The sequence below is a fragment of the Pedobacter sp. ok626 genome (assembly GCF_900100435.1).
Lineage (GTDB): Bacteria > Bacteroidota > Bacteroidia > Sphingobacteriales > Sphingobacteriaceae > Pedobacter.
This window is the reverse complement of record NZ_FNEX01000008.1, coordinates 118,647-143,240: the sequence shown is the minus strand read 5'-3', so window position 1 is coordinate 143,240 and position 24,594 is coordinate 118,647. Positions and strand designations below refer to the sequence as shown.

Sequence of the window (24,594 nt, the reverse complement as noted above, 5' to 3'; positions counted from 1 at the left end):
ATATGTTTACAGGGATAATAGAAACACTTGGAGAAGTTAAAAATATAGCTCCAGAGGGCACAAATCTGCATTTTACCATTCAATCTACGATTAGTAATGAACTTAAGATAGACCAGAGTGTAGCACACAATGGGGTTTGTTTAACAGTGGTTGCGTTAACTGAGGACACGCATACTGTGACTGCGATTCAGGAGACGCTGGAAAAGAGCAATATGCAATACCTTAAAGTAGGGAACAAAGTTAATCTGGAACGTTGTATGCAGATGAACGGCAGGTTAGACGGTCATATTGTTCAAGGTCACGTGGACCAGACCGCTGTTTGCGTTAAAAGAGCAGAGTTGGATGGCAGCTGGGAATATCGTTTTAAATATGATTCAAGTAATGGTAACGTAACGGTGGAAAAGGGCTCTGTATGCGTCAATGGAATCAGTTTAACCGTTGTAGGTTCCGAAAAAGACGAGTTTTCGGTATTTATTATTCCTTATACTTTTGAACACACCAATTTACATGAGGTAAATGTAGGGGATACTGTGAATATTGAGTTTGATATTATTGGTAAGTATGTTGCCAGATTGGTAAACCGCTAGTTATCTTTTTAGTTCCTCAATCTTATTCTTGATATAAGCTATGTGGCGCCTTTGCCTCTCGGGGTCTTTGATATGGTTTAAGTATTGCGAATAATAATTGATTGCATTCTTTTTATCATTCAGCTTGTCTTCGTAAAGTAGGGCGATATTGTAATACAAGCTGCCGTTATTTTCGAATAGCAGGCCTCTTTTGTAAACTTCAAGCGCTTCTTTATTCTGGTTCAAACTTTCGTACGAGTCCCCTAGCAATCCGTAATAAGAGGCTGTTTTTTGTGAAATGCCCTCTTTTATTGCTTTTTGCAGGTATGAACTAGCAGTTTTATAGTCTCTGATACCACGGTAAGACAAAGCCAATTGGAAAAACAGATTTTCGGCAGAGATATGGGTTGAGCCAATTAATTTTTTTCCGGCATTTATGGCTTCAGGATATTTTTTTAAAGCCATACTTACTGGCATTTTTGCATTTAATAATAGAAGGTTAGCGCTGTCTGCTGCCAATGCCGGATTCAAGGTTTCTTCGGCTTTATTAAATTGATTGTTTTTGAAATACAACTCAGCCAATCCCGCTGCTACTTCGGCATCCTGGGCATTTAACTGGTTTGCTTTTAGCAGATATTCTTTTCTTGAAGGACTTCCAGGATCGCTATCCAATTTTGCCAATTGTTTATAAGCATTGAAATTGTTGCTGTCTATTTTTAGCACCTTCAGGTAAAATCCTGTAGCTTCTGGTGATCTATTTGCCATCAGGTTGGCATAGGCCAGCTGCTTTAGTTGATTTACATCTGTACTGTCGCTGTAAATACTTTGAAGGTATTGCGCCGCCTCGGCATATTGTTGTGCCTGATAATAATTTAGTAGTTTTTCACTGTCTAAATTATTGGCAGTTTGTGCCTGTGCGAATTGATACATGATGCACAAAAAAAATAAAAGAAAAAGCTTCTTCATAGGTCGGAAAATTAGCAAAAACAACATGTACTACCAAAAATTAAAACATATTGGCCAGATAATTGGTTCATTAAGTAGTAAATAGAACGTTAATCTTTTAAAAATTGAGATATGGATACTTTAAAAAAGTTTGAATTAATGGAGAAGATTGTAAGAGAGTTGGGCGATTTGCAACACTCACAACAGGCAATTATTCAAAAAATAGGGAAAATTGAAGTTGACAATATAGAGCTGGGAGACAAAAGATTGGATAAAGATCTTTCTGATATGCATCAACGGGTAGCAGATAACCTGGATACTATTGTGGCGATCTTGGCATATTTTGAAGATAAAACCAATAATTTTGGAGACAAAAATAATGTAGATGCGCTAAAAGAACAGCAAGCTATTAATGGCGCAACAGGACAATAAGCTCGTGTGTTAGGTTTTACATTTCATTAACGGGAAGGAACAGCTGAAATTTGGTGCCCTTACCAATTTCACTGGTTACTTCCATTTTTCCGCTGTTCCGTTCCATAAAATCTTTGCAGATCACCAAACCGAGACCAGTCCCTTTTTCATTCATGGTACCTCTTGTCGAAACGCTGGAACCATTGATCAGCAATTTTAATGCGTCTTTTGATATGCCCATTCCGTTGTCTTCGATAGATAGAATCATCTGATAGTCTTCGTTGTAGACAGCCGTAATCTTAATTTCACACTCTTCATTGCAAAACTTAATGGAGTTGTTTAGGATATTCCTGACTACAATTTGTATCATCAGCATATCGGCGTATACAATCATCCCTGGAAATACATCATGTATGATATGAATACGTTTTATCGTTGCCGAAGGTAGGTGGTAATTCACTTCGTTGATGATCATGTTCCTCAATTCGAAATGTGTTTTATTGATCCCATAGCCTTTTAGCTGGCTTCTTGACCAATGTAAAATATTCTCTAAAAGATCAGTGGTGTAAAGAATATCTCTGCTGAGCTTTGGAGAAAGCGTTTTGAATTCCTCAACAGTGATCATGTCCGTATTGACCATTTTCAATACTTCGGATAAATTTACCAAAGGTCCCCTAAGGTCATGTGCGATGATAGAAAATATCCTGTCCTTTAATTGGTTTAGCTTTTTAAGTTCCTCTGTTTGTTGTTTGGATTTTAAAGCTTCCGTCCTTACAGCGGTTAAATCCTGAAGTTTTATAACTGTAGCCTCGTTGTTCAGTTGGTTATGATTTAGGTACATGATATCTGCTTCCAGGTCAAATGTCTCTTTGCGAATTTGGACTTGCATTTCAATTTTCCCTGAACGGTTATCTTTTAGAAAATCAAGTAATTCGTCTTGTTGAGGGAATAAGGATTCGATCTGCTCCCCAATGATCTTACCCTTTTTAGCTTCAGGAAGATATTTTTTGAAAGCCAGGTTGCAATCAATTACCCTGTTTTTGCCATCTAAAACAAGGTAGCCGTCCTGAATAAGGTCTAATACTTTTTCTCTGGCTACAGGAAGAATATCAAATAATTTAAATCGATAAATAGCCACTGAAATCAAAGAAATGGCAACAATAAATGCAAAAGGAGTAAGGTCTAGATTGTTAAAGGGGCGTATGCCTACCAAATAGGCGAGGTTGACCATCCAGGGGATTAACGCGGCAATAAATATAGTATAGTTTTGCCTTCTATAAATGGCATCCGCTTTTCGGAAGGTAGAAAGGATGAGATAACTTCCTGTCCCCATAAGGAGGTAGAAATATACGGTGAAACACCTATACCAGATACCTGGTTCTATGACGAGTGTGGGGAAGGGACCGGAATGATCAAGATTTAGACTTTTGTATTGTAAGTGATGGTAATCGTTTGTCCATACCAATAATATGGTGAGTATGGATACGCTCAGCAAAGCGGCCAGGTTTAAGGGTTTCTTGTACCAGCGATCTTTACCGGCCAGATGTAAACAAAATAAAAACCAATTTACTGGTAGCGTTGTTATACCTAAGTATTCAATGTTGATGAAAAAGCGAACTTGACTTAAAGAATCACTTGCGAGTTCAAAGCCATAACCTAACGACCAAATGGCATTGGATAGTAGCATGAAACCAAATAATCGAACAGCTTCGCCTTTTTTCTGAAATAACCGATACGAAAAAAAAAGAGTAACAATGCCACAAAAAACTAGCGTAATGGCGTACGAATTAAAGTTGAAGTCCATTCAAATTGATAAAGGTCATTAACAGCGCTGAAAGTGTTTGGGGCATTATTGAGGGCGTAGATATAAAACTACGTAAATTAGTTTTCAATTGAAAAAAATTCTTAGTTTTACATAGATAATTTAATCATAAACTTATCACACATATGAAAAAAATAATTTTATCCGCATTGTTTCTCTCTTTAAATCTGGCTGCATTTAGTCAGATATTGCCTAGTTTTCAATTGGGCCTTAAAGGTGGAGCAAATCTTTCTAAATTAAGTACAGAAAATACTTTCAGTAGTGACAATAGAGCCGGTTATTATGTTGGTCTATGGACACGTATAGGTGCAGCAGGTATACATTTGCAACCGGAGTTGTATCTGAGTGGTAAAAACTCAACATTAAAGGATGCATCAGGTCAGGAAAATAAAGTGAAATTTACCAGTATGGATGTACCAATTCTTGTTGGTACTAAGTTTGGTGCAGCAGGGGTTGGCCTACGCCTAAATACAGGTCCTGTAGTATCGTTTGTATTAAGTGATGATCAATCTTTAAAGGATGCTGCAGGAAGTGCATTTAAAGGCGATTTTAAAGGTCAAAACTTTGCATGGCAATTTGGTGCAGGTCTGGATGTTGGTAACCTTGGTTTTGATTTAAGGTATGAAACCGGACTTTCTAAAATTGGAAAAAATGGGTATGACGATACAAAATTGAGTCTGTTTACTTTAGGATTGGCTTACAAGCTGTTCTAAAAATAAAAGTTTTCCACATTTTGTGTAAAAGGGTAAATTCTAGTAGTTTACCCTTTCTTTTTGGCGTTATAATTGATCTGTTAATTCTCCCTAACTTAATTATATACGGCTATGAAAATTAAAGAGTTGCTTTTAAATGGAAAAAGCTTTTCGGAGCTTCTAAAACAGTTTTCAATCGATGCTGCTGATGTCACCATTCAGGATGAAGAATTAATTCTTTCTGAGCAGTATTTAAGACACAAGGAGATTGTAAAAGAAAGTATCTGTATTGAGGGAAAGAATAAGGACGGAATAGTCAATTTCTTTGGAACATTACATTACAACTTACTCAACAAGTTAGCTGTGTTCGAAATGCAGGGTTTTGAACAAGTCGCATTGAGGTAATCATGCGTTTTAAGTATTTTTTGTCACTTCTTTTATTTCGTAATTAAATGCCCCTTTGATAGGCCGTATTGGCGTTTCTCTGTCGTCGCTCAATATCTTTACGTAGCAGGCACCGAAGTAAAATATAAAGGAAGAATAAAATACAAAGAGCATAATCAATACAATTGATCCCGATGTCCCATAAATATTGCCGATGCCGCTTAATGGGAGCAGTATGCGCAATAGGTATTTGCCTATCGTAAATAATATTCCTGTGAGTAGGCCGCCTCTGATGGCTGCGTTCCAGGTTGGCCTTCCGTTGGTTAAGAATTTAAAAAGGACAGAGAACCAGGTGGTAACGATCGCAATAAATAAAAGTTGATTAAGGACGGATAAGAATGCTTTTCCAAAAGTGGGAGAAGCTGTGTTCACATACGTACTGATAAAACCTTGTACACTGTCTGTGAGTAGGCCTACAAAGAACAAGATCCCTGCTAACAATATAATAATCATGGAGCGGCCACGTAATTTCATTTTAAACATGAAACTTGAATGCTCTTTGATGCCTATAGACCAGATTTGGTCCATGGAATTTTTAATGACACTAAATAGTGTAGTCGCCACAAAAAGAAAAAAAACAAAGCTCAAAAGCGTGGCATACCAGTGCTGATCTATGCCTCTGATATTTCTTAGTGTTTGTCGGACCTGCAAGGTGCTGCTATCGTCTAAAATGTTTGCTAGTCGTTCGAAAAGACGCCTTGCTAGTTCTTTTCTGTCAATAAAAAAGCCAAATAAGCGAATTAGGATTAATAGAATTGGGGGAAGAGCAAAGTTTGTAAAGAAGGCTGTTGCACCTGCTAAGCGTAGTGGGTCATTTTTTTGGAATAGCTTAAAAGCAGCGCCAAATCTGGTAAAAAAAAGCTTTGATCTGTAAAGTATGTTGATTTCCATTCCCCGCGTATTGCCTTAAGCTTCGAAAATAACTATTTTTTTTAAATCGCGGAATGGAACCTATAAAAAAACGGACAACCAAAAAAGGTTGTCCGTCCCGTTTTTAAATGAATAAGAGGTTTTTATAAGTTTCCTCTTAGTTCCTGTTCGCGTTCTAAAGACTCAAATAAGGCTTTGAAGTTACCGGCGCCAAATGATTGGGCACCTTTACGCTGAATAATCTCGAAAAATAAGGTTGGACGATCTTCTACAGGTTTTGTGAAAATCTGCAGTAAATAACCTTCTTCGTCACAATCCACCAATATTCCCAACTCCTTAAGTTGGGCGATTTCCTCATCAATTTCGCCAACTCTTTCTGGCATCATATTGTAGTAGGCTTCAGGGGGTGCACTTAAAAACTCAACCCCTCGAGCTTTTAATTCCTTTACTGTAGTCAAAATATCTTTTGTAGCTACCGCAATGTGTTGCACCCCTTCGCCTTCGTAAAATTCTAAATATTCTTCAATCTGTGATTTCTTTTTCCCTTCGGCTGGCTCGTTGATTGGGAATTTTGAGAATCCGTTTCCATTACTCATTACCTTACTCATCAATGCGGAGTATTCAGTATTGATTTGTTTGTCATCAAATGAAAGGATATTCACAAAACCCATCACATCCTCGTACCATTTTACCGTCTCATTCATTCTGTTCCAGCCAACATTACCCACGCAATGATCTATGTACAGCAATCCTGCTTCTGAAGGATTGTAATCACTATTCCAATCTCTATAACCCGGTAAAAAGGAACCTGTGTAATTTTTGCGTTCAATAAACATGTGTACAGTTTCGCCATAGGTATAAATACCCGACATACGAACTTCACCGTGCTCATCAGTAAGCGTTACTGGTTCCATATAAGGTTTTCCACCACGTTTAGTGGTTTCCTCAAATGCGCTATAAGCATCATCTACCCAAAGTGCCAGAATTTTAACACCATCACCATGCAATTTTACATGTTCAGCGATAGGGCTTTCTGATTTTAATGCCGTAGTTAATACCAATCTGATTTTTCCTTGCTTCAATACATAAGAAGCACGATCACGTACCCCTGTTTCCGGACCAGCATAAGCTAGCGACTGGAAACCAAAGGCTGTTTTGTAATAATGAGCAGCCTGCTTAGCATTACCCACATAAAATTCTATATAATCCGTTCCATTTATTGGAAGAAAATCTTGCGCTTTGGCAATTTTTTCTGCAAATGTTTGTGTTGACATCTTAGTTCTTTATAATAATAAGTTAGTTTCTTAATTTTTTCTATTCAATGTTTTCTTGCCAGCTCCGATGATAACTCTCATCCTCAATATTTACCGCATCTTCCGTTAACATTAAAGGGCGGAAAGGATCAATCATTACTGCCAGCTCCTCTGTGCTTTCTTTTCCAATTGATTTCTCAACGGTGCCTGGGTGTGGACCATGAGGTATACCCCCTGGATGTAAGGTGATCTGTCCTTTTACCACACTTTTTCTGCTCATAAAGTCACCATCAACATAATACAATACCTCATCGCTATCTACATTGCTATGGTTATAAGGAGCAGGGATAGACAAAGGATGATAATCATATTTACGAGGAACAAATGAACAGATCACAAAATTATGTCCTTCAAAAGTCTGGTGAACTGGAGGTGGTTGATGTAGTCTGCCGGTAATTGGCTCAAAATCATGGATAGAAAATGCCCATGGATAATGGAAGCCATCCCAACCTACAAAATCAAAAGGATGTGTACCATAAGTATATGGATACATAATACCTTGTTTTTTGATGAGTACTTTAAAATCACCATATTCATCAATTGTTTCCAGATCTTGGGGACGTCTAATGTCTCTTTCGCAAAATGGAGAATGCTCTTCTAGCTGTCCAAAAGCATTTCTGTAACGTTTTGGTGTACGTATTGGGCTAAAGCTTTCTACAATGAATAGCCTGTTTTTCTCATCATTAAACTCCAGCTGGTAGATGGTTCCTCTCGGGATTACGAGGTAATCGCCATATTTAAAATATATTTTTCCAAATCCTGTTTTTAGCGTTCCAGAACCTTCATGGATAAAGATCACCTCATCAGCCTGACTGTTTTTGTAAAAATAATCAGTCATAGATTTTCTTGGTGCGGCCAATGAAATGTGCAGGTCGCTGTTTACAAGAACTGGCTTGCGACTTTTTAAATAGTCATCTTCCGGCTTAATATTAAAGCCGATCAGACTGGTATGTTTTAAGTGCTTTTCTCTTGCGATTTTAGGCTCAACAGAATAAGGTTCGCCTAAGGCTTTTACAATGGTAGGCGGGTGACAGTGGTAAACAAGAGAATATAAACTTGAAAACCCCTCTGTGGAAACCAGTTCTTCGGCGTACAATTTTCCATCTGGTTTACGAAAAACCGTATGGCGTTTAGGAGGAATAGATCCTAATGTATGATAGATTGGCATAACAGCATTCAATTAATTGGTTAGAATAATATGTAATAACGATAAAACGACGAAAACGTTTTATCAAAAGGCATTAAAAGAGGAAATGCTATATGGAATATTGAGCGAAAATGATCTTAGAAAGCATGGCATACCTGAAGGCGGCCAGGGCTTGCGTGGCTACTTGATTTTGGTATGTGAAACAGCTTTTTATCATTTTCTATTGCGTCCGCTAAATTAAGTATTAAATCCAGTAATAACCAAAATAATAAGACAGATATTATTTTGAGGAATGTTATTTAGCTATAAATGTTACATGGATTACTGTGGGCTTTTTAATCGCCGCCATTGTGCTTTAACTTCGTTGATTATTGTCGGGCATTTGTTTAATTTTATATAGCTTTGGGCAACTACTTAAAAATAAATAATACTGACATATGAAGCTGGTATCCTATAAAACAGAAGACAGAGAGCACCTTGGTGTTTTTGTAGAAGGACACATTTATAATTTAAACTCCTGCGATAAACAAATTCCTGATGAAATGAACGCCTTTTTGCAAGGTGGAGAGGAATTGATGGATCGCGCTAAGAAAGTAGATGCACAAATCAAAGCCGGACAAATGGAGGCTAAAGAGGAGGCTTTTTATGAATTATTAGCACCTGTTCCGCACCCAACATCATGCAGAGATGGTTACGCATTTCGTCAGCATGTAGCAGCAGCACGTAGAAATCGTAGAGTAGATATGATTGCTGAGTTTGATCAGTACCCAATTTTCTATTTTACCAACCACAATGCTATTCAAGGGCCAGGTGAAATTCAATGTATGCCTGATCATTTCCAAAAGCTTGACTTTGAATTGGAAGTCGCAGTAGTTATCGGTAAAAAAGGACGTAACATTACCGCTGCTGAAGCTGATAGTTACATCGCTGGTTATATGGTAATGAATGACATGAGCGCCAGAACACTTCAAATGGAAGAAATGCTTTTAAATTTAGGCCCTGCCAAAGGAAAAGATTTTTCTACTGTAATTGGACCATGGTTGGTTACTCCAGATGAATTGGAAGCCTATAAAACTGCGCCTAAAGCGGGACACACTGGAAATGTTTACGATTTAAAAATGACTTGTATCGTTAATGGTGTTCAGGTATCTGCAGGTAGTACAGCTGATATGGACTGGACATTTGCCGAAATTATCGAGCGTTGCGCTTATGGTGTAGATATTTTACCTGGTGATGTGATTGGTTCTGGTACGGTAGGTACAGGCTGCTTTCTGGAGTTAAATGGTACCGGATTATTGAACGACCCAGCTTTTAAACCACAATGGTTACAAGATGGTGATGTGGTAGAAATGGAGATTACAGGTCTTGGACATTTAAGTAATACCATTCGTAAAGTAGATACTGACTTTTCTATTCTAGCCTTAAAAAAATAGAGAATGTTAACGATAAATACGTCAGAGTTGACTCCGGCGCAATTGCAAAACTACATGCAGTATGCAATTGCGCCGAGGCCAATTTGTTTTGCCACTACTATAGATCAGGCCGGGAATATCAATCTTAGTCCTTTTAGCTTTTTTAACATGTTTAGTACCAATCCGCCGCTGTGTGTTTTTTCGCCGGCAAGGAGGGTGCGCGATAATACCACTAAACATACTTTAGAGAATGTACTGGAGGTTAAGGAATGTGTGATTAACATTGTGAATTATGCGATGGTACAGCAAACAAGTTTGGCCAGTACCGAATACGGAAAAGGTGTAAACGAGTTTGAAAAGGCCGGTTTCACAATGCTCCCTTCACAATTGGTTAAGCCACCTCGTGTAGCTGAGGCGCCTGTGCAGATGGAATGTGTGGTAAGGGAAGTGATTCATTTAGGAGAAAACCCAGGTGCAGGTAATCTTATTCTGGCAGAAGTTAAGCTCATTCACATTAATGAAGATATCTTAGATGAGGATGGCAAAATTGATCAAGCTAAAATAGATCTTGTAGCGCGCTTAGGGGGTGACTGGTACTGTCGGGTTACGCCGGAGAGTTTGTTTAAAGTGGCTAAGCCATTAACTACCTTGGGGATCGGTGTGGATGCTTTACCTAAAGGAGTGAGAAACTCAAAAGTATTGACCGGGAATGACCTTGGAATGCTTGGTAATATAGAGCATTTACCTACTGATGAGGAGATCGACGCGGTAAAAGGCAATGAAGAAGTAAAAGAAATATTTGATGCTACCATCGGTGATGCAAATAACCGTGAACGCGAGTTGCATGAATTGGCTAAACAATGGCTAAGTAAGGGGAATGTAAATGATGCTTTAAAGGTAGTGCTGTTATAAAATACTGACCACCTTCAGGAAACGCTTTTTGTAAAAGCCTTCATCTAAACTGGATATGGTTACTCCTTTGGCATTGCCTGAAGAGGAGTGGATGAATTTAACTTCATCTCCATTTATAGAATAAATAATACCAACATGACCGGGAGTCCGGGATCTGCTGTTTGTTCCAGTGAACAAAATCACATCTCCGATTTTCGCATCCTCCAACTTTTTGGCTTCCCCGCTTGTAGCAAATTCTCTTGATGAGCGGGGTACCTTAAATCCGAAATTACTAAATACATAATTTACAAAACCTGAGCAATCAAATCCTCTGCTTGGACTACTTGAGGCAGAGCGGTAACGAATACCAAGCATAGACTTTGCGAAGTCTAGTAATCGGTTTGGTGATTCGATTTTTTTGGTCTGATTTACAGGGTTTTGTTCAGTTAATTTGCTAACCAGTTGTTGATATTGAACAGGAACTGTCGTCTGCGATTTGGCCGCAAATGCACTAAAAAACAGAAAATAGAATAGAATAGGGAGTCTCTTCATATCAATGGGCATAAAGATATTAAAATTATACTTTAGCCCAAGTGTTGTTGATAACTTGTTGGTTATGGCGTTGTTACTGCTACTGGGATGATTTTTCCGTTGAAAAACTTATGGCCAGTACGTGCAAAGTCGGCAACATATTTACCCATTTCGAAGGCCAGAACAGGAGATTGATAACCTGGAAATGCTTGTTCCAACATCTCTGTTTGCGCCGAACCAAGCGCCAGACAATTTACCTTAATTCCTGTTTCAAGAAGTTCGAAAGCCAGGCATTCTGTTAAGGCATGTAAAGCTGCTTTGCTAGCTGAATAAGCCGAAAGGCCTGCGAACTTTACGCTACCCTGAAAGCCGCCCATACTGCCGATGTTTACAATGTGACTACCATTGCCCATCAGTGGAAGTAAGTTCTGGATCATGTTGAAATGTCCAAGCACATTGCTTTCAAACATATTCGCCATATCCGCACCAGTGGTTTCAGAGAAGGGCTTGTTGATCAATGCACCGGCATTGTTGATCAGGATATCTATGTTGCCTAGTTTCTCTTTAAGAAAAGGTACCAATGCTGCATAATCATCATTTACAATATCAAACTCTACTGGAAGTAGGGTGCATTCTGGATTGATACCTTTAGCAATTTCAAGTAATTTACGCAGTTTATCTGCCGATCTGGCAATACAAACCACTTTATTATCTTTATTAAGGGTAAATTCTAAGGCTGCTTCAAAGCCAATTCCACTGCTGGCACCTGTTAATACAATATTCATCTAATGCTTAGTCTTCGTTGTTGATCAATTGGGTAACTGGATTTTCGATAACGTGTAAGCCATCGTTAATCAATTTGGTATGATCGGCTTCATTTGCCGATTTAAGTTCCAGGTAATTGCGGACTTCTTTTTCCAATTCAGGGTAAAGCTGTTTGTGGTATAAGATCTCCAAAATCTCCATAGCCGAAAGCCAGTCGTGTCGGTATTCCGATTTCAGGCGCTCAAATAGAATAGGCAATTGTTCCTGATTCGTTCCGTTTTCGCGGATTTGGCGTACCGTTCTATAAATAGCGTGCAGCTGTTGGGTTTTCTCGTCGTAAACAACTTTATGCGTCTGCTTATCACTAATGTGCGTAATCTCTTCGTAAGCATCTTTATCCGCCGCTCCGTTAAATACTGAAACGATGGATTCACCTACAGCCATATCATACATTCCCCATTCTGGTTGGAAAAGCACATTTCCATTACTTTCTTTAACCGTACAATCCTCAAATGAGATCAATATGGTTTTGTTTTCATGTTGCAGAATTTCTTTAACCAATCCATTTACATGAATACCACTTTCAAAAGTTAAGTCTGCACGTTTACCGGTTTCAATTCCTAGTTCTTTTAATTGTTCCAAACTCAAATCTTCCAGTGCCGAAGTTTGATTTTTCAATCTTCCAACTGGGGATGAGAATCCGTCTTTATGGTGAAACTTGCCATGTCCTTCAAGTTGTTTGTTAGCTACGGCAATGGCCGATGGGCCTGTTGTTTTTATAAAAGTAAGTGCATCGTTGCTGTCAATGCCCATATCTGTGAATACTCCGGTTACCTGTAGACCTGAGCTGTATACCGCAGTTGCTGGGTTTTTACATTCAATTGCTTTTACAATGCTTTCCGTTCCACCTTTTCTAAAGGCCATCGTATCTGCAAAAGTCTCTAAAACATCAATCAGGTTTTGGAAATTCTCCGTTACAAATAGCTGTGGCTGCGGCTTAGTAATATCGTAGCTGTAATTAAGTGTATCTATATTGTACCATAGTTTTTCTACTTTATCGCTCATGCAGCTAGCGCTTTCGCCAATAGAAGAAAGCAAACCTGCACCGTAAATTTTAGGGTCTTCCAATGTGCCAATTAAACCATACTCTACGGTCCACCAATGCAATCTGCTCAGTAAAGCCATTTCAGATGGTTCGCCCATGTTTTCACTAATCTGTTGCAATTGCTTTTCCGCTCTTGCGATATCTTCGGCAGGGGCGTCGACAGCCTCTTTTAAAATAGAAAGGTTGCGGATGGACTCATATAATTCAAAATCTTTGGAAGAGAACATGGCCTTCGCGCCAATAGAGCCAAAATAGCTTAAGTAACTATTGTAGTCTGCATCAGCAATAATGGGTGCATGTCCGGCTGATTCATGAATAATATCTGGTGCCGGTGTGTATTCAATATGATTGATCTGACGGATGTCAGCAGCGATCACCAATACACGGTAAGCCTGATATTCCATAAATGCAGCAGGAGGGATAAAACCATCTACCGTAACCGCTCCCCAACCTATTTTGCCGAGGTTGTCGTTCATGGTTTGCAGATCAGGAATATGCTCGATACTTAAACCTGCTCGTTGAAGACCTTTGATGTAAGGATAAAATGCGACATGCTTCAAATAACTATAATTCTGACGCATTACATAACGCCAAACCGCCTGATCTATAGGTGTATATTTCTCATAGTGTTGATCAACAATAAATTGCCTTAAATGCTTCGGTAGCTTAGCTACCTGCGGATTATTAAAGTCATTAAAATCACTCATTTTAACCTTTGGTTTTTATTAGCAAATATACTCAATACTTAAGCTATTCACCAAAATAAACGATCTAGTGACCTTAAAATGAAATATAGTTAAGGATGTTTTTTTACCCTGAATGTGAAATGCTTTTGGAGAAAATAACTACACAACGAGAGTGTAATGGTGATGAAGGCTTGGGATATAGATGGATAGAAATGTAATCCTTCAACCATGTATTTTAGCATGGCCAGATTAAGTCCAAAATTGATACCTAAAACGGCTGCATACCTGAACATTTGTATCCTTCCTTTTAAGTTTGATTTTGTGAAAACCAGGTATTTATTTAAGGTGAAGCCTATCGAGAAACTAATGAATGTACTGATGATTAAGGCTGCGGAGTGTGCTGTGACCAGTTTCGGTAGAAAAGGGAAATCAACATGAATATTTTCCTGATGCAAAATCCAGTTGTAGGCAATGTAGTAACTCACAATTCCACAAACTGCTGTTGTACCTCCTGACACGAGATATCTGAAGGTGTGTAAAGGCAGCCAGTTAGAGAAAGGCGGGTAAAAGAAGTCTATAATTTTTAACAGGAATTTACGCATCTGGTTATTTTACTGTTAGTTTATTTTCAATCATCCTGTTGTTGTATTGCTGAATAAAGGCTTTTAAGTATTTTTCCATCTTCGCGGTAACTAGTGGTTCTTTATCCAGGAGGTTGTTTTTGGTTAGTCTGTCCGTTTTTAAATTATACAAGGAAAGATTTATTTTTCCATCATTGATCAGGAGGTAATCTCCCTGATAAAAACTAAAAGTACCATCGTTGTTGTTTACCGCGAAGTTATCTGGATTTTTATTAAAAGCATCAAAACCTAGCGCAAAGTAAGGTTTGTCATAATTCAAATAGTTTAAAACAGTAGGCATGATATCTATTTGTTGCATTATTTTATCCGTTTTTCCTTTTAAGTTGCCACCAGGGTAATATAGAAGGATTGGAATAGAGAAATAGCCGGGAGTAGTTTGGTACTCTGGAAAATAGGATACTGTAGCATGGTCGGCACACAATACAAATAAGGTGTTTTTATACCATGGCATCGTCTCGGCAGTTTTAAAGAAATTACGTAAAGCCATATCTGTATAACCTAGTAATTCTTGTACAGGAAGCGGACCTTTAGGGAATTTGCCAACATATTTTTCTGGTAGTTTGAATGGGTGGTGAGATGAGACGGAGAAAAAGGCCGAGAAAAAAGGTTGTTTTAGCGTGTTCATCGTTTTGGCCATATATTGCATAAATGGATCGTCCCAAATTCCCCAGGTACCATCAAAGTCGCTGGTTTTTCCATACTCATTTAGTCCGTAATAATGTTTAATTCCAGCTAAGTTCGTATAAGATGAAAAGCCCATTGAGCCATTTGGCGCACCATGGAAAAATGCAGTTTCATATCCTTCGTCACCTAGGAGCTTGGCAATACTAGTCGTTTTATTCCCTGAATATACTGAAAGAACAAAGGGTTCACGGATAGACGGTATTCCTGAAATTATAGATGGTAAGGCATCAATAGATTTTCGTCCATTGGCATAAGTATGGGTAAAGGTGTAGCCCTGGGGGATCAGCGAATCAATAAAAGGGGTGTAACCTTTATATTTTCCATCCATCAAATCTTTGTTTAGGCCACCAATATGTTCTTTTCCTAAACTTTCAATGATCAGGAAAACAACATTCAGCTTTTTAAAAGCGGCAGTGTCTGCAGGTTGATGAATAGGGTTATAAATGGAGTTTAAAATTTGCTCGTCGTAGTAGTTTACCGGTTTCAGCCTTGAAGATTTTAGGGTCCTGAATATACAAAACGGCGTGTTTAGTACCAGGCTCATTTGATCGGGTGTGTCTACAAATTCCCCTGCATTGCTTAAGGTTATAGGTCGGGTTTCAGAGCCCCATCCACCGCGTACGCCTACAATACAAAGCACTGCAACTGCAGCCATAACAACAGTTTGTATCAGGTAAGCCGGCCATTTAAGCCGGCTTTCTTTTTTAATGGTAATTTTATCATACAGCCTGATGAAAAACCAGATAAAAGCAGCGTAAAGTATAATAAGGTACCAGTAGTCGCTTAAAAAATCTACCAACAGTTTAAACTTATTCTGTTCGTTGCCAAATTGGCTAAAAACAGTTGCTGTGGTTCTTTTAAGTGTATATTTATAATAAGCAAAGTCTGCAAAGTTGGCCAAAATGCCAATGCTGTTGCTAATGATAAAAAGCCATTTGCAAAAACGCTGATAGCCCTCGTTGTATTTGAAGGGGATAGGAAGAAGATGTAAAAAAATAAATATTGCATTGATATAGATCAGTGCAGATACATCAAACTTTAATCCGCCCCACAAGATGTACAGGTATTTTGGCAGCGTAATGTGCTGAAATAGGGTGTGGTTAAAAGCATAAAATGCGATGCGGCATAGGGTATATAGCTCCATGATAATCAGGAAGCGGTAGGCTAGGGCCAGGTACAGATTTACTGCAATAGGATTCTTTCTTTTCAAACGAATGTAGTTGAGGGCGCCAATTTAAGAATTTTGCAGGTTAAATTGGCAAGGCAACGAAATCTGTTACCGAACAATATCTATACCCTTTATGTGGCTGTATACTTACCCCAACGTAGTTTAGTTTCAATGTGGTGTTGATAATTAGCTTTCTATGGCCAAGGCCTGGAACGCCTTTGTCTAATAAAAGCATGCAAACATTACCAAGGCCGGTAGGAAAGCCGAAGGCCAGATTTTCTCCTAGAGCTCTTTTAGGGTATGTGCTGCTGATCCTGTCTTTAGCCGAGCGCCCATCTTTTGAATTATGATTTGCATAATTATACTTGTTCATGTCTTTAGCATGTTGTTGTGCTACCCAGCTTAAAGCTTCATCGGGATAGAGTACGGGTAGATTTTTTACGGGTTTTAAATCTTTTTCCAGGCTTTTATAATAGCGATCTTTATCTATTCTTAGCTGGTTGTAATTGCTGTATTGCGCCATTTCCTGGTTATAGGTCTCTAAAAACTCCTGGAAGTAGGTTTTAAAGAACTTTTCGCCGTTTATGCGTGCCAGGTTCATATACATTACCAGATCTTTCTCCTCGGAGTTAAGATATCTTGCATTTTTGGCAGTATTCGCCATCCTTAACTCTTCCTCAGACCATGAGCTGCTGCTTTGAGCTTTAAGTGATACAGATGTGTTTAAGCCCGGAATAAGCCATATTAAAAGCACGATTAAAGGTTTCATAGTTCTGGTAACGCAAAAGGCAGCGCTTTAGTACTTCTTATAGGAATAGGAGCTGGTTCAATTAAAGGCAGTAAAATAGTTGGTGCTGCCCGTGGTCCGACAAATGGATAAAGTTTGGGCATTTTACCAATAGGGTAACAAAAAACCCCGTTTACTATTCGCAAACGGGGTTTTTAATTAATCTTTTCTTAAAAGCGTCTTCCAACTTGTTTTACTTGCAATGATCTCATCAAGGTGTTTAATCTCAATTCGCTGCTGTTCCATTGTATCACGGTGACGAATGGTAACTGTATTGTCTTCTAATGTCTGGTGATCAACCGTTACACAGAAAGGAGTACCAATAGCATCCTGGCGACGGTAACGCTTACCTATCGCATCTTTCTCTTCGTAAATGCAATTGAAATCAAGCTTTAAGTTATTCATGATCTCTTTTGCTTTTTCAGGCAGACCATCTTTCTTCGTTAAAGGGAAGATCGCTACTTTATAAGGAGCTAAACATGGGTGTAAACGTAACAACGTTCTGCTGTCTTGTTTTTCTTCTGTGCTTAAGTCTTCTTCTTCAAAAGCATTGATCATGGTTAAAAGGAACATACGGTCCAAACCAATTGAAGTTTCAATTACGTAAGGAACATAGTTTCCATAAGGCTTACCTTCCTCGTTCAAATCATTATCAAAGTACTGCATTTTCTTGCCAGAGAACTCCTGATGCTGTGTTAAATCGAAATCAGTGCGGCTATGAATACCTTCAACTTCTTTAAAGCCAAATGGGAATTCGAACTCAATGTCAGTAGCTGCATTGGCATAATGCGCTAATTTAACATGGTCGTGGAAACGATATTTATCGGCAGAAGTGCCCAATGCCAAATGCCATTTTAAACGTGCTTCTTTCCAGTAAGCGAACCATTTCTGATCTTCACCTGGTCGAACAAAGAATTGCATCTCCATTTGTTCAAATTCGCGCATACGCATGATGAACTGGCGGGCAATCACCTCATTTCTAAATGCTTTACCGATTTGTGCAATTCCGAATGGAATTTTCATGCGTCCTGATTTTTGTACATTCAGGAAGTTTACGAAGATACCTTGAGCAGTTTCGGGACGAAGATAAACCTCTTCAGAACCCTCTGCCATTGCACCAAACTGTGTACTGAACATCAAATTGAACTGACGAACGTCTGTCCAGTTTTTTGTACCACTTACAGGACAGGCAATTTCGTGTTGCTCAATTAATGTTTTTAATTCTTGTAGGTTTTCGCTTTTTAAAGCTTCATCCATATCAGCTTGTAACTTAGCTGCTTTATCTGTTTTTCCGTCTTTTTCATAACGGGTAATTTTATCTTCTAAGAGCTGATCGGCACGGTAACGTTTTTTAGAATCCTTATTGTCAATCATAGGATCATTAAAGCCATCTACGTGCCCGCTTGCTTTCCACACTTTAGGATGCATAAATATGGCAGAGTCTATCCCTACAATATTTTCATGCATTTGTACCATTGCTTTCCACCAATAAGTTTTGATGTTGTTTTTTAATTCGGCACCCAATTGTCCGTAATCATATACGGCACTTAGCCCATCATAAATTTCGCTGCTTTGAAACACAAAACCGTATTCCTTCGCGTGTGATATTACATTTTTAAATTGCTCGTCGTTAGTATTCTTTGCCATAATGATGCAAACTTAGATAAAATTGTAAACAATTTTATCGATCTCTCTTCAACCTTTGAAAAGAAATATTTTACTGAGGAAATATATAAGATTTGGGCAATAACTTTTTCCTACTTTTGAAGTTGATCAGAAGTTTGAGCTGAAAATCTAAAAATAAAACAAATTGAGTATTAAGGTAACCGCGCTGTCCAAGCATTTCGATAAACAAAAAGCAGTAGATGGGATTAGTTTTGAAGCTAAGCCAGGCAGGATATTAGGTTTTTTAGGGCCAAATGGAGCGGGGAAGTCTACCACTATGCGTATGCTTACCGGCTATTTAAAACCTACATCTGGAACTGCCAGTTTATGTGGTTACGACAGTCAGACTCAAAACCTCGAAATGAGAAGGATCATGGGCTATCTTCCAGAAAATACACCTTTATATATGGATATGTATGTGAAGGAGTTTTTGTTGTTTGTAGCCAATACTTATCAATTGAAAGATGCTGCGCTGAGGGTAGAAGAAATCATTAAACAAGTCGGTTTAACTGCCGAACAGCATAAAAAGATAGCGATGCTATCAAAAGGGTACAAGCAAAGGGTAGGACTGGCGCAGGCCATTATTCATAATCCTGAAGTATTGATCCTGGATGAGCCCACCTCGGGACTAGATCCAAACCAGCTATCTGAGATCCGAGACCTTATAAAAGGATTGGGGAAAGATAAGACTGTTATTCTCTCTACGCATATTATGCAAGAGGTTGAAGCTATTTGTGATGATGTGATCATTATCAGCATGGGGAATATTGTGGCAAACGCTCCAATAGTAGAGCTGAAAAAGCAACATGACCTTTCTTTAGAAGAAATATTCAAGAAGTTAACTAAGTGAAGCAGTTTTAATCCAGGTTTGTTGTCTTTTTTTTCTTGTATTTGTACTTTAATGCTTGATTTTTAGCATATAGATGGCTTAGTAAATCTTCGGTTTTATATATGTATTCGCGTTTTTATTAAAATAATTGATATTGTTTTTTGTTTTTATTGAAAATCGATTTAGATTTGCCGAAAAATAAACTACTACGAATTAGTGGTTTGTTGATTATTTAATCAAATAAGTTAACGTAAAACAAACAATGAAAAAAATTTTATTATCATTAATGATTGCTGGCGCTGGTTTAGCAGTTAAAGCTCAAGAAAGCGGTGTTAAATTTGGTGTTAAAGCCGGAGTAACTTTCCCTACAATGTCAGTTTCAGGAGATACAGAAGGTATTGTAAAATCGTCTACTGGATTTTATGTAGGTGGTACTGCAGATTTTGGTTTAGGTGGTATGTTCAGCTTACAACCAGGTTTAACCTTATCAAATAAAGGTTTTAAAAGTGACCTAGATGGTGGATCACTCACGACTAATCTAATGTACATTGAAATTCCTGTAAATGCATTGGTAAATTTCCCTGTAGGTGATGGAAAAGTATTTGTTGGAGCTGGACCGTACTATGGTATGGCTATCAGTGGAAAACATAAGTTGAAAGGTACTGACGAAGGAACATCAGTATCTGTGTCAACGGATGTTGAATTTGGTAGTGATGGAGATTTTAAACGTGGTGATTTCGGTGTGAACTTTTTAGCCGGTTATCAATTGGGTAATGGCTTTAATATTCACGCAGGTTACGGATTAGGATTAAGTAACATTGCTCAGAATTCAGGTGATGAGACAGCTAAAAATAGAGTACTTTCTGTTGGTTTAGGTTTTTCTTTCTAACCAATAACTTTTTACACAAAAAAAGCGCTTACCAATTTGGTAGGCGCTTTTTTTGTTTTTAGTAATTTGATTTTATTTATTCTTTTGTAACTATGGCAAAGTTTTTGCATCAAAGGAGTAAATTAAATTAATTAAACAAGTAAGAGAAATGAAAAAATTATTACTTCTAACAGCAGTTGCAGGTTTATTCGCATTTACTAGTGTTAATGCACAAACTAAAGGTCCAAAATTAGGTATCGGTGCTGAGTTTGGATTCCCAATGGGAACTTTTGGTGATGTTTTTAATCTAGGTTACGGAGGTGCATTGATGTATCAACACCCTGTTGCTGCAAACCTAAACATTACAGGTAGCGCAGGTTACACTGTTTTTAAAGCAAAAGATGAATTCGGCGGCGGTACGAGTGGGGCTATTCCTGTTAAAGCTGGTGCAAGATATCTTTTTGGTGAGAACTTTTTTGTAGGTGCCGAGTTAGGTGCTTCATTCTCTACTGAATCGGGATCTGGAAATTCTACTGCATTTGTATATGCACCAGGTGTTGGTGTAGATTTTCCTGTGTCTGACACAGGTTCAATTGAGTTAGGTGCTCGTTACGAGGGTTGGTCGTACAGCGGTGGAACTAACGGTTTCCTTGGTCTAAGATTAGCTTATAACTTCGGTCTATAGTCGAAGAGTAAATTCTTTTAATAAAATCGGGGCTGTTTGAGATATCAAACAGCCTTTTTTGTGTCCTATTTTGGGATTGCTATAGTGCCGGAATTGAGCGAGAAGTTTTATTCGATCGAAGAAGTCAATTATGATGCAGAAGTAGAAAAGGTCCTAATGGTTTGTTGTATATATCGATTTCAATTTTTGTGTTAGCCTGGTCGTAAAAAGTTCAGCACCAGTTTTATTTAGGTGAAGTGCATTATAGAAATATTTTTTTTGATAAGACATTGTATCCTTAGAATAGTCGTAGAAGGGGATTTTATACTTTACACTAAAATTTGTGTACAAGTCGATTATTTGCTTTCTGTTTTTAACAAATAGTTGACCTTCAATGTATTCTGGTGTGTAGACAAACACAATGTTTATACCATTGGCTTTACATTCTTTTAGATATCTTTCAAATAGAATTAATGAAGGAGTGTCTATTTTTACTTCATAATATTTCATCTTTTTTTTAGCATTATCAAAGTCTGAATTCCATGCCCGAATCCTTTTATTCTTTTTGCCGGGTAGTTTTTAGGCTCGAAATATTGCTCAATAGAATTAAGTATAATTGTCTCTTTTCCATAATACCTTACAGCTGGCAGTATATAGTCAAAAAAGGTGAAGCCTTCATAACTTGCGGTCGCATCCTTAATATCTTTATTTAGTAGCATGTATGGTAAGAATTGATCGAGATTATATAGCTCCTTCCTTTTTTGAAGCGTTACTTCATCCAGTGAATGGATTATTAATTTAGGCTTTCTGTTATGTTTTAGTAATAATGAATGTCTTAGGTATTGAAGCCAAAAATTATGTCCATCAATGCCTAGATTGTAGGCCGTTGTATTAAGGCTATCACTAATTATCTGCGGACTTATGTGTACCCAAGCCCTGGAACTTCCATAAATAACAATATCAGAATTGATCTTTCCGTCAAATAAATCATTCCATGTCGAATATTCGCCATGAACGAGGTCAGGCCTCTTTTTTAATTCTTTTGTGATGAATATGTCTATAAAAACACATGCTAAAATAATTGGCACTAAGAAAAAGAGGACTTTTTTTAGAAAATTTGTCATTAGAATTGAAAGTAAATAAATTGCTGGTTTGAGCCCGCAAGTGTAAAAATTATTAAGATGATGCAATAATAAAATGCGTGTCTTAACGGTTTTGGCCAGGAGAATCCAAACCGGGCAATTGCATATTGTTCTTCTCTTCCTTTCCATTCAATGGCAATGAAAAATATGATAAGAAGAATAGGTGTGGTTGGGAAAATTTCTGGTTTGGAAAAAAGTGATTTTGAAAATATGTTAGAGATATAGTCTAATGCATGTTTTATACTCTCAGCTCTAAAGAATATCCAGGCAAATACTGTTAACGAAAACGTGATTATCATTGATGAGAGCTCCTTAATCGTTGGTATGTTTTTCCCTTGGGCAACAATATCTAAATTACGTCTGTTAGTTTTAAATAAGATAGAGGGCATGATGAATAATGCATTTAAGAAGCCCCAGGCTAAGAAAGTCCAATTTGCCCCATGCCAAAAACCACTTACTAAGAAAATAATAAATGTATTTCTGATTTTCATCCATGTTCCACCTTTGCTTCCCCCTAAAGGAATGTATAAATAGTCTCTGAACCAAGAGGATAGCGAAATATGCCAACGTCTCCAGAATTCGGCGATGTCTCTGGAGAAGTAAGGAAAGGCGAAATTTTTCAACAATTCTATACCAAATAGTCTGGCTGTACCTAAAGCAATGTCAGAATATCCTGAAAAATCACAATAGATTTGAAAAGTAAAAAATAATGCACCTAAAACTAAAGTACTTCCAGAATAGTCTGCAGAGTTGTTAAATATCTGGTTGGCATAGTGTGCACAACCATCAGCAATAACTACTTTTTTGAACAGTCCCCATAAAATTTGTCTGAGGCCATCAATTACTTTTGTGTAATTAAAGGTTCTTTTTGTTTGAATTTGAGGTAGTAGGTGCGTCGCCCTTTCAATAGGGCCTGCGACTAAAAGTGGGAAAAAGCTCACAAATACCGAATAATCTATGAAATTCTTTTCAGGTTTAATCCTGTCTTTGTATATATCTATTACATAGGATAGGCCATGAAAGGTATAAAATGAAATTCCGACTGGTAAAATTACCTTTAGGGTCCATGGGTTGATTTGTAAACCGAGCTCAGATGCAGCCTGAGCGAAAGATTCAGCAAAGAAATTATAGTATTTAAATATGCCTAAAAAACCTAAATTAATGGCTATGCTGAGCCAGAACCAAAATTTTTTCATTCCAACATCTTTAGCTGCGGCCATTTTTAGTCCTGTATAGTAATCCAGGAGGGTTGAAAAGATTAATAGGAACAGAAACCTCCAGTCCCAGCATGCATAGAAGAAATAACTGGAAGCAAGAAGCAATATGTTTTGAAGTTTTAAATTCTTATTGGCAATGAACCAGTAAAATATAAAGACAATAGGTAAAAAAATAGCAAAGCTAATAGAGTTAAAAAGCATTATGTTTAGATTTATATATTCTTCCAACTTGTAATGTTGTACTTTGTTCTCTGTTGATCTTCTGTACCGCCGTAGATTAGTGTTTTCTTTATCGGAGTGTTTGGGGTTAGTTCTTCAAAATAATCCATTTCCTTAAACAAGGATGATGAAATCGTCTGTGTTGCCTTAACTTCATATATATCGAAACCGTTATGGGTTTTGGTCAATAGATCCACCTCTCGGCCGTTACTGTCTTGCCAAAAATTATACTCCTGGTGAATATATAGATGGTTATTCTTCTTAATATATTCGGTAATAATCATGTTTTTGAAGATGTTCCCTTTTAGCCTGTCCTGTTCCAAGTCTTCCGCTTTTCTGATGCCTAGTAAATGATTAAGCAGACCTGTGTCGTAAAAGTAAATTTTTGGTGTTTTTACCAGACGTTTATTAAAGTTCTGATGGTAGGGCTGCATTTGAAATATAATATAACTACTTTCTAATATTGATAACCATGCTTTTGCTGTTGGTTGAGAAATATTACATTCATTTGCAAGTGCATTAATGTTGAGTAGTTGTCCTGCTCTGGCTGCACAAAGACCTATAAATGTTCGGAACAAACTAATGTCTCTAATATTTAATAGCTCAGTTACATCCTTTTCTATGTAGGTTTGGATATAGTTGGCGTAAAAAACAACTGGGTCTATTTCCCTGGCGTAAATTGCTGGATAAAATCCTTTTACTGCTGTTTCTGCATAGCTCTCATTGAGAAGATTTACACTTTTAAGTTCTGTGAAGTCGAATGGTAGAAGTGAAAAGAGATGGAGCGCGCTGTACTTCATCAAAAATAACATTTTCATCGTATAGCTTTAAAAAACCTACAGGATCTTCAGTAGCGAATGATCTTACATCTGGATTTTCTAGCGATACATATCTGTAGCCCGCAAAAATTTGCTTTAACAAAGTGGTTTTTCCTGATTGCCTTGGGCCTGTCAAAGCAATAATCGGAAATTTGCTTTTTTGTTGAGTTATTTTCTCTGCTATTTGCCTGTGTATAAAACCATTCATGAAAACAAATGTAACGCTATTTTGAAATTACATAGCTTTTATTTTGAAATTACATATAGTCTATTTTGAAATTACATAAGATGT

The 24,594-nt window shown here is 37.7% G+C and carries 25 protein-coding genes; 9 read left to right on the top strand and 16 right to left on the bottom strand.

Annotated elements, in window-relative coordinates:
• Positions 1-2 precede the first annotated feature (2 nt).
• Positions 3-587, top strand: coding sequence for a riboflavin synthase (locus BLS35_RS13255; protein ID WP_090781725.1), 585 nt, complete (start codon positions 3-5; stop codon positions 585-587).
• Here the strand turns inward: BLS35_RS13255 and BLS35_RS13250 are convergent, their stop codons facing one another.
• Entirely contained in the window at positions 588-1,532 is a 945-nt protein-coding gene (locus BLS35_RS13250) for a tetratricopeptide repeat protein (protein ID WP_165973304.1), read from the bottom strand.
• A gap of 111 nt (positions 1,533-1,643) precedes the next feature.
• Between BLS35_RS13250 and BLS35_RS13245 the strand changes: the two genes are divergently transcribed.
• Entirely contained in the window at positions 1,644-1,943 is a 300-nt protein-coding gene (locus BLS35_RS13245; RefSeq protein WP_090781721.1) for a hypothetical protein, read from the top strand.
• A gap of 16 nt (positions 1,944-1,959) precedes the next feature.
• Here the strand turns inward: BLS35_RS13245 and BLS35_RS13240 are convergent, their stop codons facing one another.
• A complete protein-coding gene (locus tag BLS35_RS13240; protein WP_090781719.1) occupies positions 1,960-3,726 on the bottom strand; it encodes a sensor histidine kinase in 1,767 nt (588 codons plus the stop codon).
• 143 nt (positions 3,727-3,869) lie between these two features.
• Here BLS35_RS13240 and BLS35_RS13235 point away from each other — a divergent pair, with 143 nt between their 5' ends.
• Both BLS35_RS13235 and BLS35_RS13230 read left to right on the top strand, forming a co-directional pair.
• Complete coding sequence (locus BLS35_RS13235; protein WP_090781717.1) at positions 3,870-4,457, top strand: porin family protein; 588 nt, start codon at positions 3,870-3,872, stop codon at positions 4,455-4,457.
• Positions 4,458-4,568: 111 nt separating this feature from the next.
• The gene (locus BLS35_RS13230; RefSeq protein WP_090781715.1) at positions 4,569-4,841 is read left to right on the top strand and encodes a hypothetical protein; all 273 of its coding nucleotides are present in this window, start codon (positions 4,569-4,571) and stop codon (positions 4,839-4,841) included.
• 9 nt (positions 4,842-4,850) lie between these two features.
• Here the strand turns inward: BLS35_RS13230 and BLS35_RS13225 are convergent, their stop codons facing one another.
• From BLS35_RS13225 to BLS35_RS13215, 3 genes are all read right to left on the bottom strand, one after another.
• Positions 4,851-5,771 carry a YihY/virulence factor BrkB family protein gene (locus tag BLS35_RS13225; protein ID WP_090781713.1) on the bottom strand — a complete coding sequence of 307 codons (921 nt, stop codon included), beginning with the start codon at positions 5,769-5,771 and terminating at the stop codon, positions 4,851-4,853.
• Between the two features lie 122 nt (positions 5,772-5,893).
• A complete protein-coding gene (gene hppD, locus BLS35_RS13220) occupies positions 5,894-7,024 on the bottom strand; it encodes a 4-hydroxyphenylpyruvate dioxygenase (RefSeq protein ID WP_090781711.1) in 1,131 nt (376 codons plus the stop codon).
• Positions 7,025-7,064: 40 nt separating this feature from the next.
• On the bottom strand, positions 7,065-8,231 hold the full coding sequence (locus BLS35_RS13215; RefSeq protein ID WP_090781709.1) for a homogentisate 1,2-dioxygenase: 1,167 nt from the start codon (positions 8,229-8,231) through the stop codon (positions 7,065-7,067).
• Positions 8,232-8,647: 416 nt separating this feature from the next.
• Here BLS35_RS13215 and BLS35_RS13210 point away from each other — a divergent pair, with 416 nt between their 5' ends.
• Together BLS35_RS13210 and BLS35_RS13205 are read left to right on the top strand one after the other, a co-directional pair.
• Positions 8,648-9,643, top strand: a complete 996-nt coding sequence (locus BLS35_RS13210) for a fumarylacetoacetate hydrolase family protein (RefSeq protein WP_090781707.1) — start codon at positions 8,648-8,650, stop codon at positions 9,641-9,643.
• A gap of 3 nt (positions 9,644-9,646) precedes the next feature.
• Positions 9,647-10,534, top strand: coding sequence for a flavin reductase family protein (locus tag BLS35_RS13205; RefSeq protein WP_090781705.1), 888 nt, complete (start codon positions 9,647-9,649; stop codon positions 10,532-10,534).
• On the opposite strand, the gene BLS35_RS13200 is transcribed toward BLS35_RS13205, so the two are convergent.
• The 7 genes from BLS35_RS13200 to BLS35_RS13170 all read right to left on the bottom strand — a co-directional run bounded on the left by BLS35_RS13200 (position 10,529) and on the right by BLS35_RS13170 (position 18,527).
• A complete protein-coding gene (locus BLS35_RS13200) occupies positions 10,529-11,065 on the bottom strand; it encodes a C40 family peptidase (RefSeq protein ID WP_090781897.1) in 537 nt (178 codons plus the stop codon). The two genes, BLS35_RS13205 and BLS35_RS13200, sit on opposite strands and share 6 nt — an antisense overlap.
• Before the next feature lie 62 nt (positions 11,066-11,127).
• On the bottom strand, positions 11,128-11,829 hold the full coding sequence (locus BLS35_RS13195; protein WP_090781703.1) for an SDR family NAD(P)-dependent oxidoreductase: 702 nt from the start codon (positions 11,827-11,829) through the stop codon (positions 11,128-11,130).
• A gap of 7 nt (positions 11,830-11,836) precedes the next feature.
• Positions 11,837-13,621 (bottom strand): aromatic amino acid hydroxylase, encoded by a 1,785-nt coding sequence (locus BLS35_RS13190; protein ID WP_090781701.1) that lies wholly within the window; start codon positions 13,619-13,621, stop codon positions 11,837-11,839.
• A gap of 89 nt (positions 13,622-13,710) precedes the next feature.
• Positions 13,711-14,202, bottom strand: coding sequence for a GtrA family protein (locus tag BLS35_RS13185; RefSeq protein ID WP_090781699.1), 492 nt, complete (start codon positions 14,200-14,202; stop codon positions 13,711-13,713).
• Positions 14,203-14,206: 4 nt separating this feature from the next.
• The gene (locus BLS35_RS13180; protein WP_090781696.1) at positions 14,207-16,135 is read right to left on the bottom strand and encodes an LTA synthase family protein; all 1,929 of its coding nucleotides are present in this window, start codon (positions 16,133-16,135) and stop codon (positions 14,207-14,209) included.
• Positions 16,136-16,175: 40 nt separating this feature from the next.
• The gene (locus BLS35_RS13175; RefSeq protein WP_090781694.1) at positions 16,176-16,862 is read right to left on the bottom strand and encodes a CAP domain-containing protein; all 687 of its coding nucleotides are present in this window, start codon (positions 16,860-16,862) and stop codon (positions 16,176-16,178) included.
• A gap of 177 nt (positions 16,863-17,039) precedes the next feature.
• Positions 17,040-18,527: a glycine--tRNA ligase gene (locus BLS35_RS13170; RefSeq protein ID WP_090781692.1), complete on the bottom strand. Its 1,488-nt coding sequence runs from the start codon at positions 18,525-18,527 to the stop codon at positions 17,040-17,042.
• Positions 18,528-18,690: 163 nt separating this feature from the next.
• Here BLS35_RS13170 and BLS35_RS13165 point away from each other — a divergent pair, with 163 nt between their 5' ends.
• The 3 genes from BLS35_RS13165 to BLS35_RS13155 all read left to right on the top strand — a co-directional run bounded on the left by BLS35_RS13165 (position 18,691) and on the right by BLS35_RS13155 (position 20,927).
• The gene (locus BLS35_RS13165) at positions 18,691-19,395 is read left to right on the top strand and encodes an ATP-binding cassette domain-containing protein (RefSeq protein WP_090781690.1); all 705 of its coding nucleotides are present in this window, start codon (positions 18,691-18,693) and stop codon (positions 19,393-19,395) included.
• Positions 19,396-19,636: 241 nt separating this feature from the next.
• A complete protein-coding gene (locus tag BLS35_RS13160; RefSeq protein ID WP_090781688.1) occupies positions 19,637-20,263 on the top strand; it encodes a porin family protein in 627 nt (208 codons plus the stop codon).
• A gap of 148 nt (positions 20,264-20,411) precedes the next feature.
• Positions 20,412-20,927, top strand: coding sequence for a hypothetical protein (locus tag BLS35_RS13155; RefSeq protein ID WP_090781685.1), 516 nt, complete (start codon positions 20,412-20,414; stop codon positions 20,925-20,927).
• A gap of 485 nt (positions 20,928-21,412) precedes the next feature.
• Here BLS35_RS13155 and BLS35_RS13145 read toward each other — a convergent pair whose 3' ends face one another.
• From BLS35_RS13145 to BLS35_RS28175, 4 genes are all read right to left on the bottom strand, one after another.
• A complete protein-coding gene (locus BLS35_RS13145; protein ID WP_090781681.1) occupies positions 21,413-22,030 on the bottom strand; it encodes a hypothetical protein in 618 nt (205 codons plus the stop codon).
• Positions 22,030-23,244 carry an MBOAT family O-acyltransferase gene (locus BLS35_RS13140; RefSeq protein ID WP_254778869.1) on the bottom strand — a complete coding sequence of 405 codons (1,215 nt, stop codon included), beginning with the start codon at positions 23,242-23,244 and terminating at the stop codon, positions 22,030-22,032. The genes BLS35_RS13145 and BLS35_RS13140 overlap by 1 nt, the downstream gene beginning before the upstream one ends.
• A 233-nt stretch (positions 23,245-23,477) precedes the next feature.
• The gene (locus tag BLS35_RS13135; protein WP_254778867.1) at positions 23,478-24,302 is read right to left on the bottom strand and encodes an ATP-binding protein; all 825 of its coding nucleotides are present in this window, start codon (positions 24,300-24,302) and stop codon (positions 23,478-23,480) included.
• Entirely contained in the window at positions 24,226-24,510 is a 285-nt protein-coding gene (locus BLS35_RS28175) for an AAA family ATPase (protein ID WP_254778865.1), read from the bottom strand. The genes BLS35_RS13135 and BLS35_RS28175 overlap by 77 nt, the downstream gene beginning before the upstream one ends.
• Positions 24,511-24,594 lie beyond the last annotated feature (84 nt).

Excerpts from the sequence above, each read along its gene's own strand:
- BLS35_RS13255 (WP_090781725.1), top strand. The coding sequence starts at position 3 with ATGTTTACAGGGATAATAGAAACACTTGGAGAAGTTAAAAATATAGCT.
- BLS35_RS13250 (WP_165973304.1), bottom strand. The coding sequence starts at position 1,532 with ATGAAGAAGCTTTTTCTTTTATTTTTTTTGTGCATCATGTATCAATTC.
- BLS35_RS13245 (WP_090781721.1), top strand. The coding sequence starts at position 1,644 with ATGGATACTTTAAAAAAGTTTGAATTAATGGAGAAGATTGTAAGAGAG.
- BLS35_RS13240 (WP_090781719.1), bottom strand. The coding sequence starts at position 3,726 with ATGGACTTCAACTTTAATTCGTACGCCATTACGCTAGTTTTTTGTGGC.
- BLS35_RS13235 (WP_090781717.1), top strand. The coding sequence starts at position 3,870 with ATGAAAAAAATAATTTTATCCGCATTGTTTCTCTCTTTAAATCTGGCT.
- BLS35_RS13230 (WP_090781715.1), top strand. The coding sequence starts at position 4,569 with ATGAAAATTAAAGAGTTGCTTTTAAATGGAAAAAGCTTTTCGGAGCTT.
- BLS35_RS13225 (WP_090781713.1), bottom strand. The coding sequence starts at position 5,771 with ATGGAAATCAACATACTTTACAGATCAAAGCTTTTTTTTACCAGATTT.
- hppD (WP_090781711.1), bottom strand. The coding sequence starts at position 7,024 with ATGTCAACACAAACATTTGCAGAAAAAATTGCCAAAGCGCAAGATTTT.
- BLS35_RS13215 (WP_090781709.1), bottom strand. The coding sequence starts at position 8,231 with ATGCCAATCTATCATACATTAGGATCTATTCCTCCTAAACGCCATACG.
- BLS35_RS13210 (WP_090781707.1), top strand. The coding sequence starts at position 8,648 with ATGAAGCTGGTATCCTATAAAACAGAAGACAGAGAGCACCTTGGTGTT.
- BLS35_RS13205 (WP_090781705.1), top strand. The coding sequence starts at position 9,647 with ATGTTAACGATAAATACGTCAGAGTTGACTCCGGCGCAATTGCAAAAC.
- BLS35_RS13200 (WP_090781897.1), bottom strand. The coding sequence starts at position 11,065 with ATGAAGAGACTCCCTATTCTATTCTATTTTCTGTTTTTTAGTGCATTT.
- BLS35_RS13195 (WP_090781703.1), bottom strand. The coding sequence starts at position 11,829 with ATGAATATTGTATTAACAGGTGCCAGCAGTGGAATTGGCTTTGAAGCA.
- BLS35_RS13190 (WP_090781701.1), bottom strand. The coding sequence starts at position 13,621 with ATGAGTGATTTTAATGACTTTAATAATCCGCAGGTAGCTAAGCTACCG.
- BLS35_RS13185 (WP_090781699.1), bottom strand. The coding sequence starts at position 14,202 with ATGCGTAAATTCCTGTTAAAAATTATAGACTTCTTTTACCCGCCTTTC.
- BLS35_RS13175 (WP_090781694.1), bottom strand. The coding sequence starts at position 16,862 with ATGAAACCTTTAATCGTGCTTTTAATATGGCTTATTCCGGGCTTAAAC.
- BLS35_RS13170 (WP_090781692.1), bottom strand. The coding sequence starts at position 18,527 with ATGGCAAAGAATACTAACGACGAGCAATTTAAAAATGTAATATCACAC.
- BLS35_RS13160 (WP_090781688.1), top strand. The coding sequence starts at position 19,637 with ATGAAAAAAATTTTATTATCATTAATGATTGCTGGCGCTGGTTTAGCA.
- BLS35_RS13155 (WP_090781685.1), top strand. The coding sequence starts at position 20,412 with ATGAAAAAATTATTACTTCTAACAGCAGTTGCAGGTTTATTCGCATTT.
- BLS35_RS13145 (WP_090781681.1), bottom strand. The coding sequence starts at position 22,030 with ATGACAAATTTTCTAAAAAAAGTCCTCTTTTTCTTAGTGCCAATTATT.
- BLS35_RS13140 (WP_254778869.1), bottom strand. The coding sequence starts at position 23,244 with ATGAAAAAATTTTGGTTCTGGCTCAGCATAGCCATTAATTTAGGTTTT.
- BLS35_RS13135 (WP_254778867.1), bottom strand. The coding sequence starts at position 24,302 with ATGAAAATGTTATTTTTGATGAAGTACAGCGCGCTCCATCTCTTTTCA.
- BLS35_RS28175 (WP_254778865.1), bottom strand. The coding sequence starts at position 24,510 with ATGAATGGTTTTATACACAGGCAAATAGCAGAGAAAATAACTCAACAA.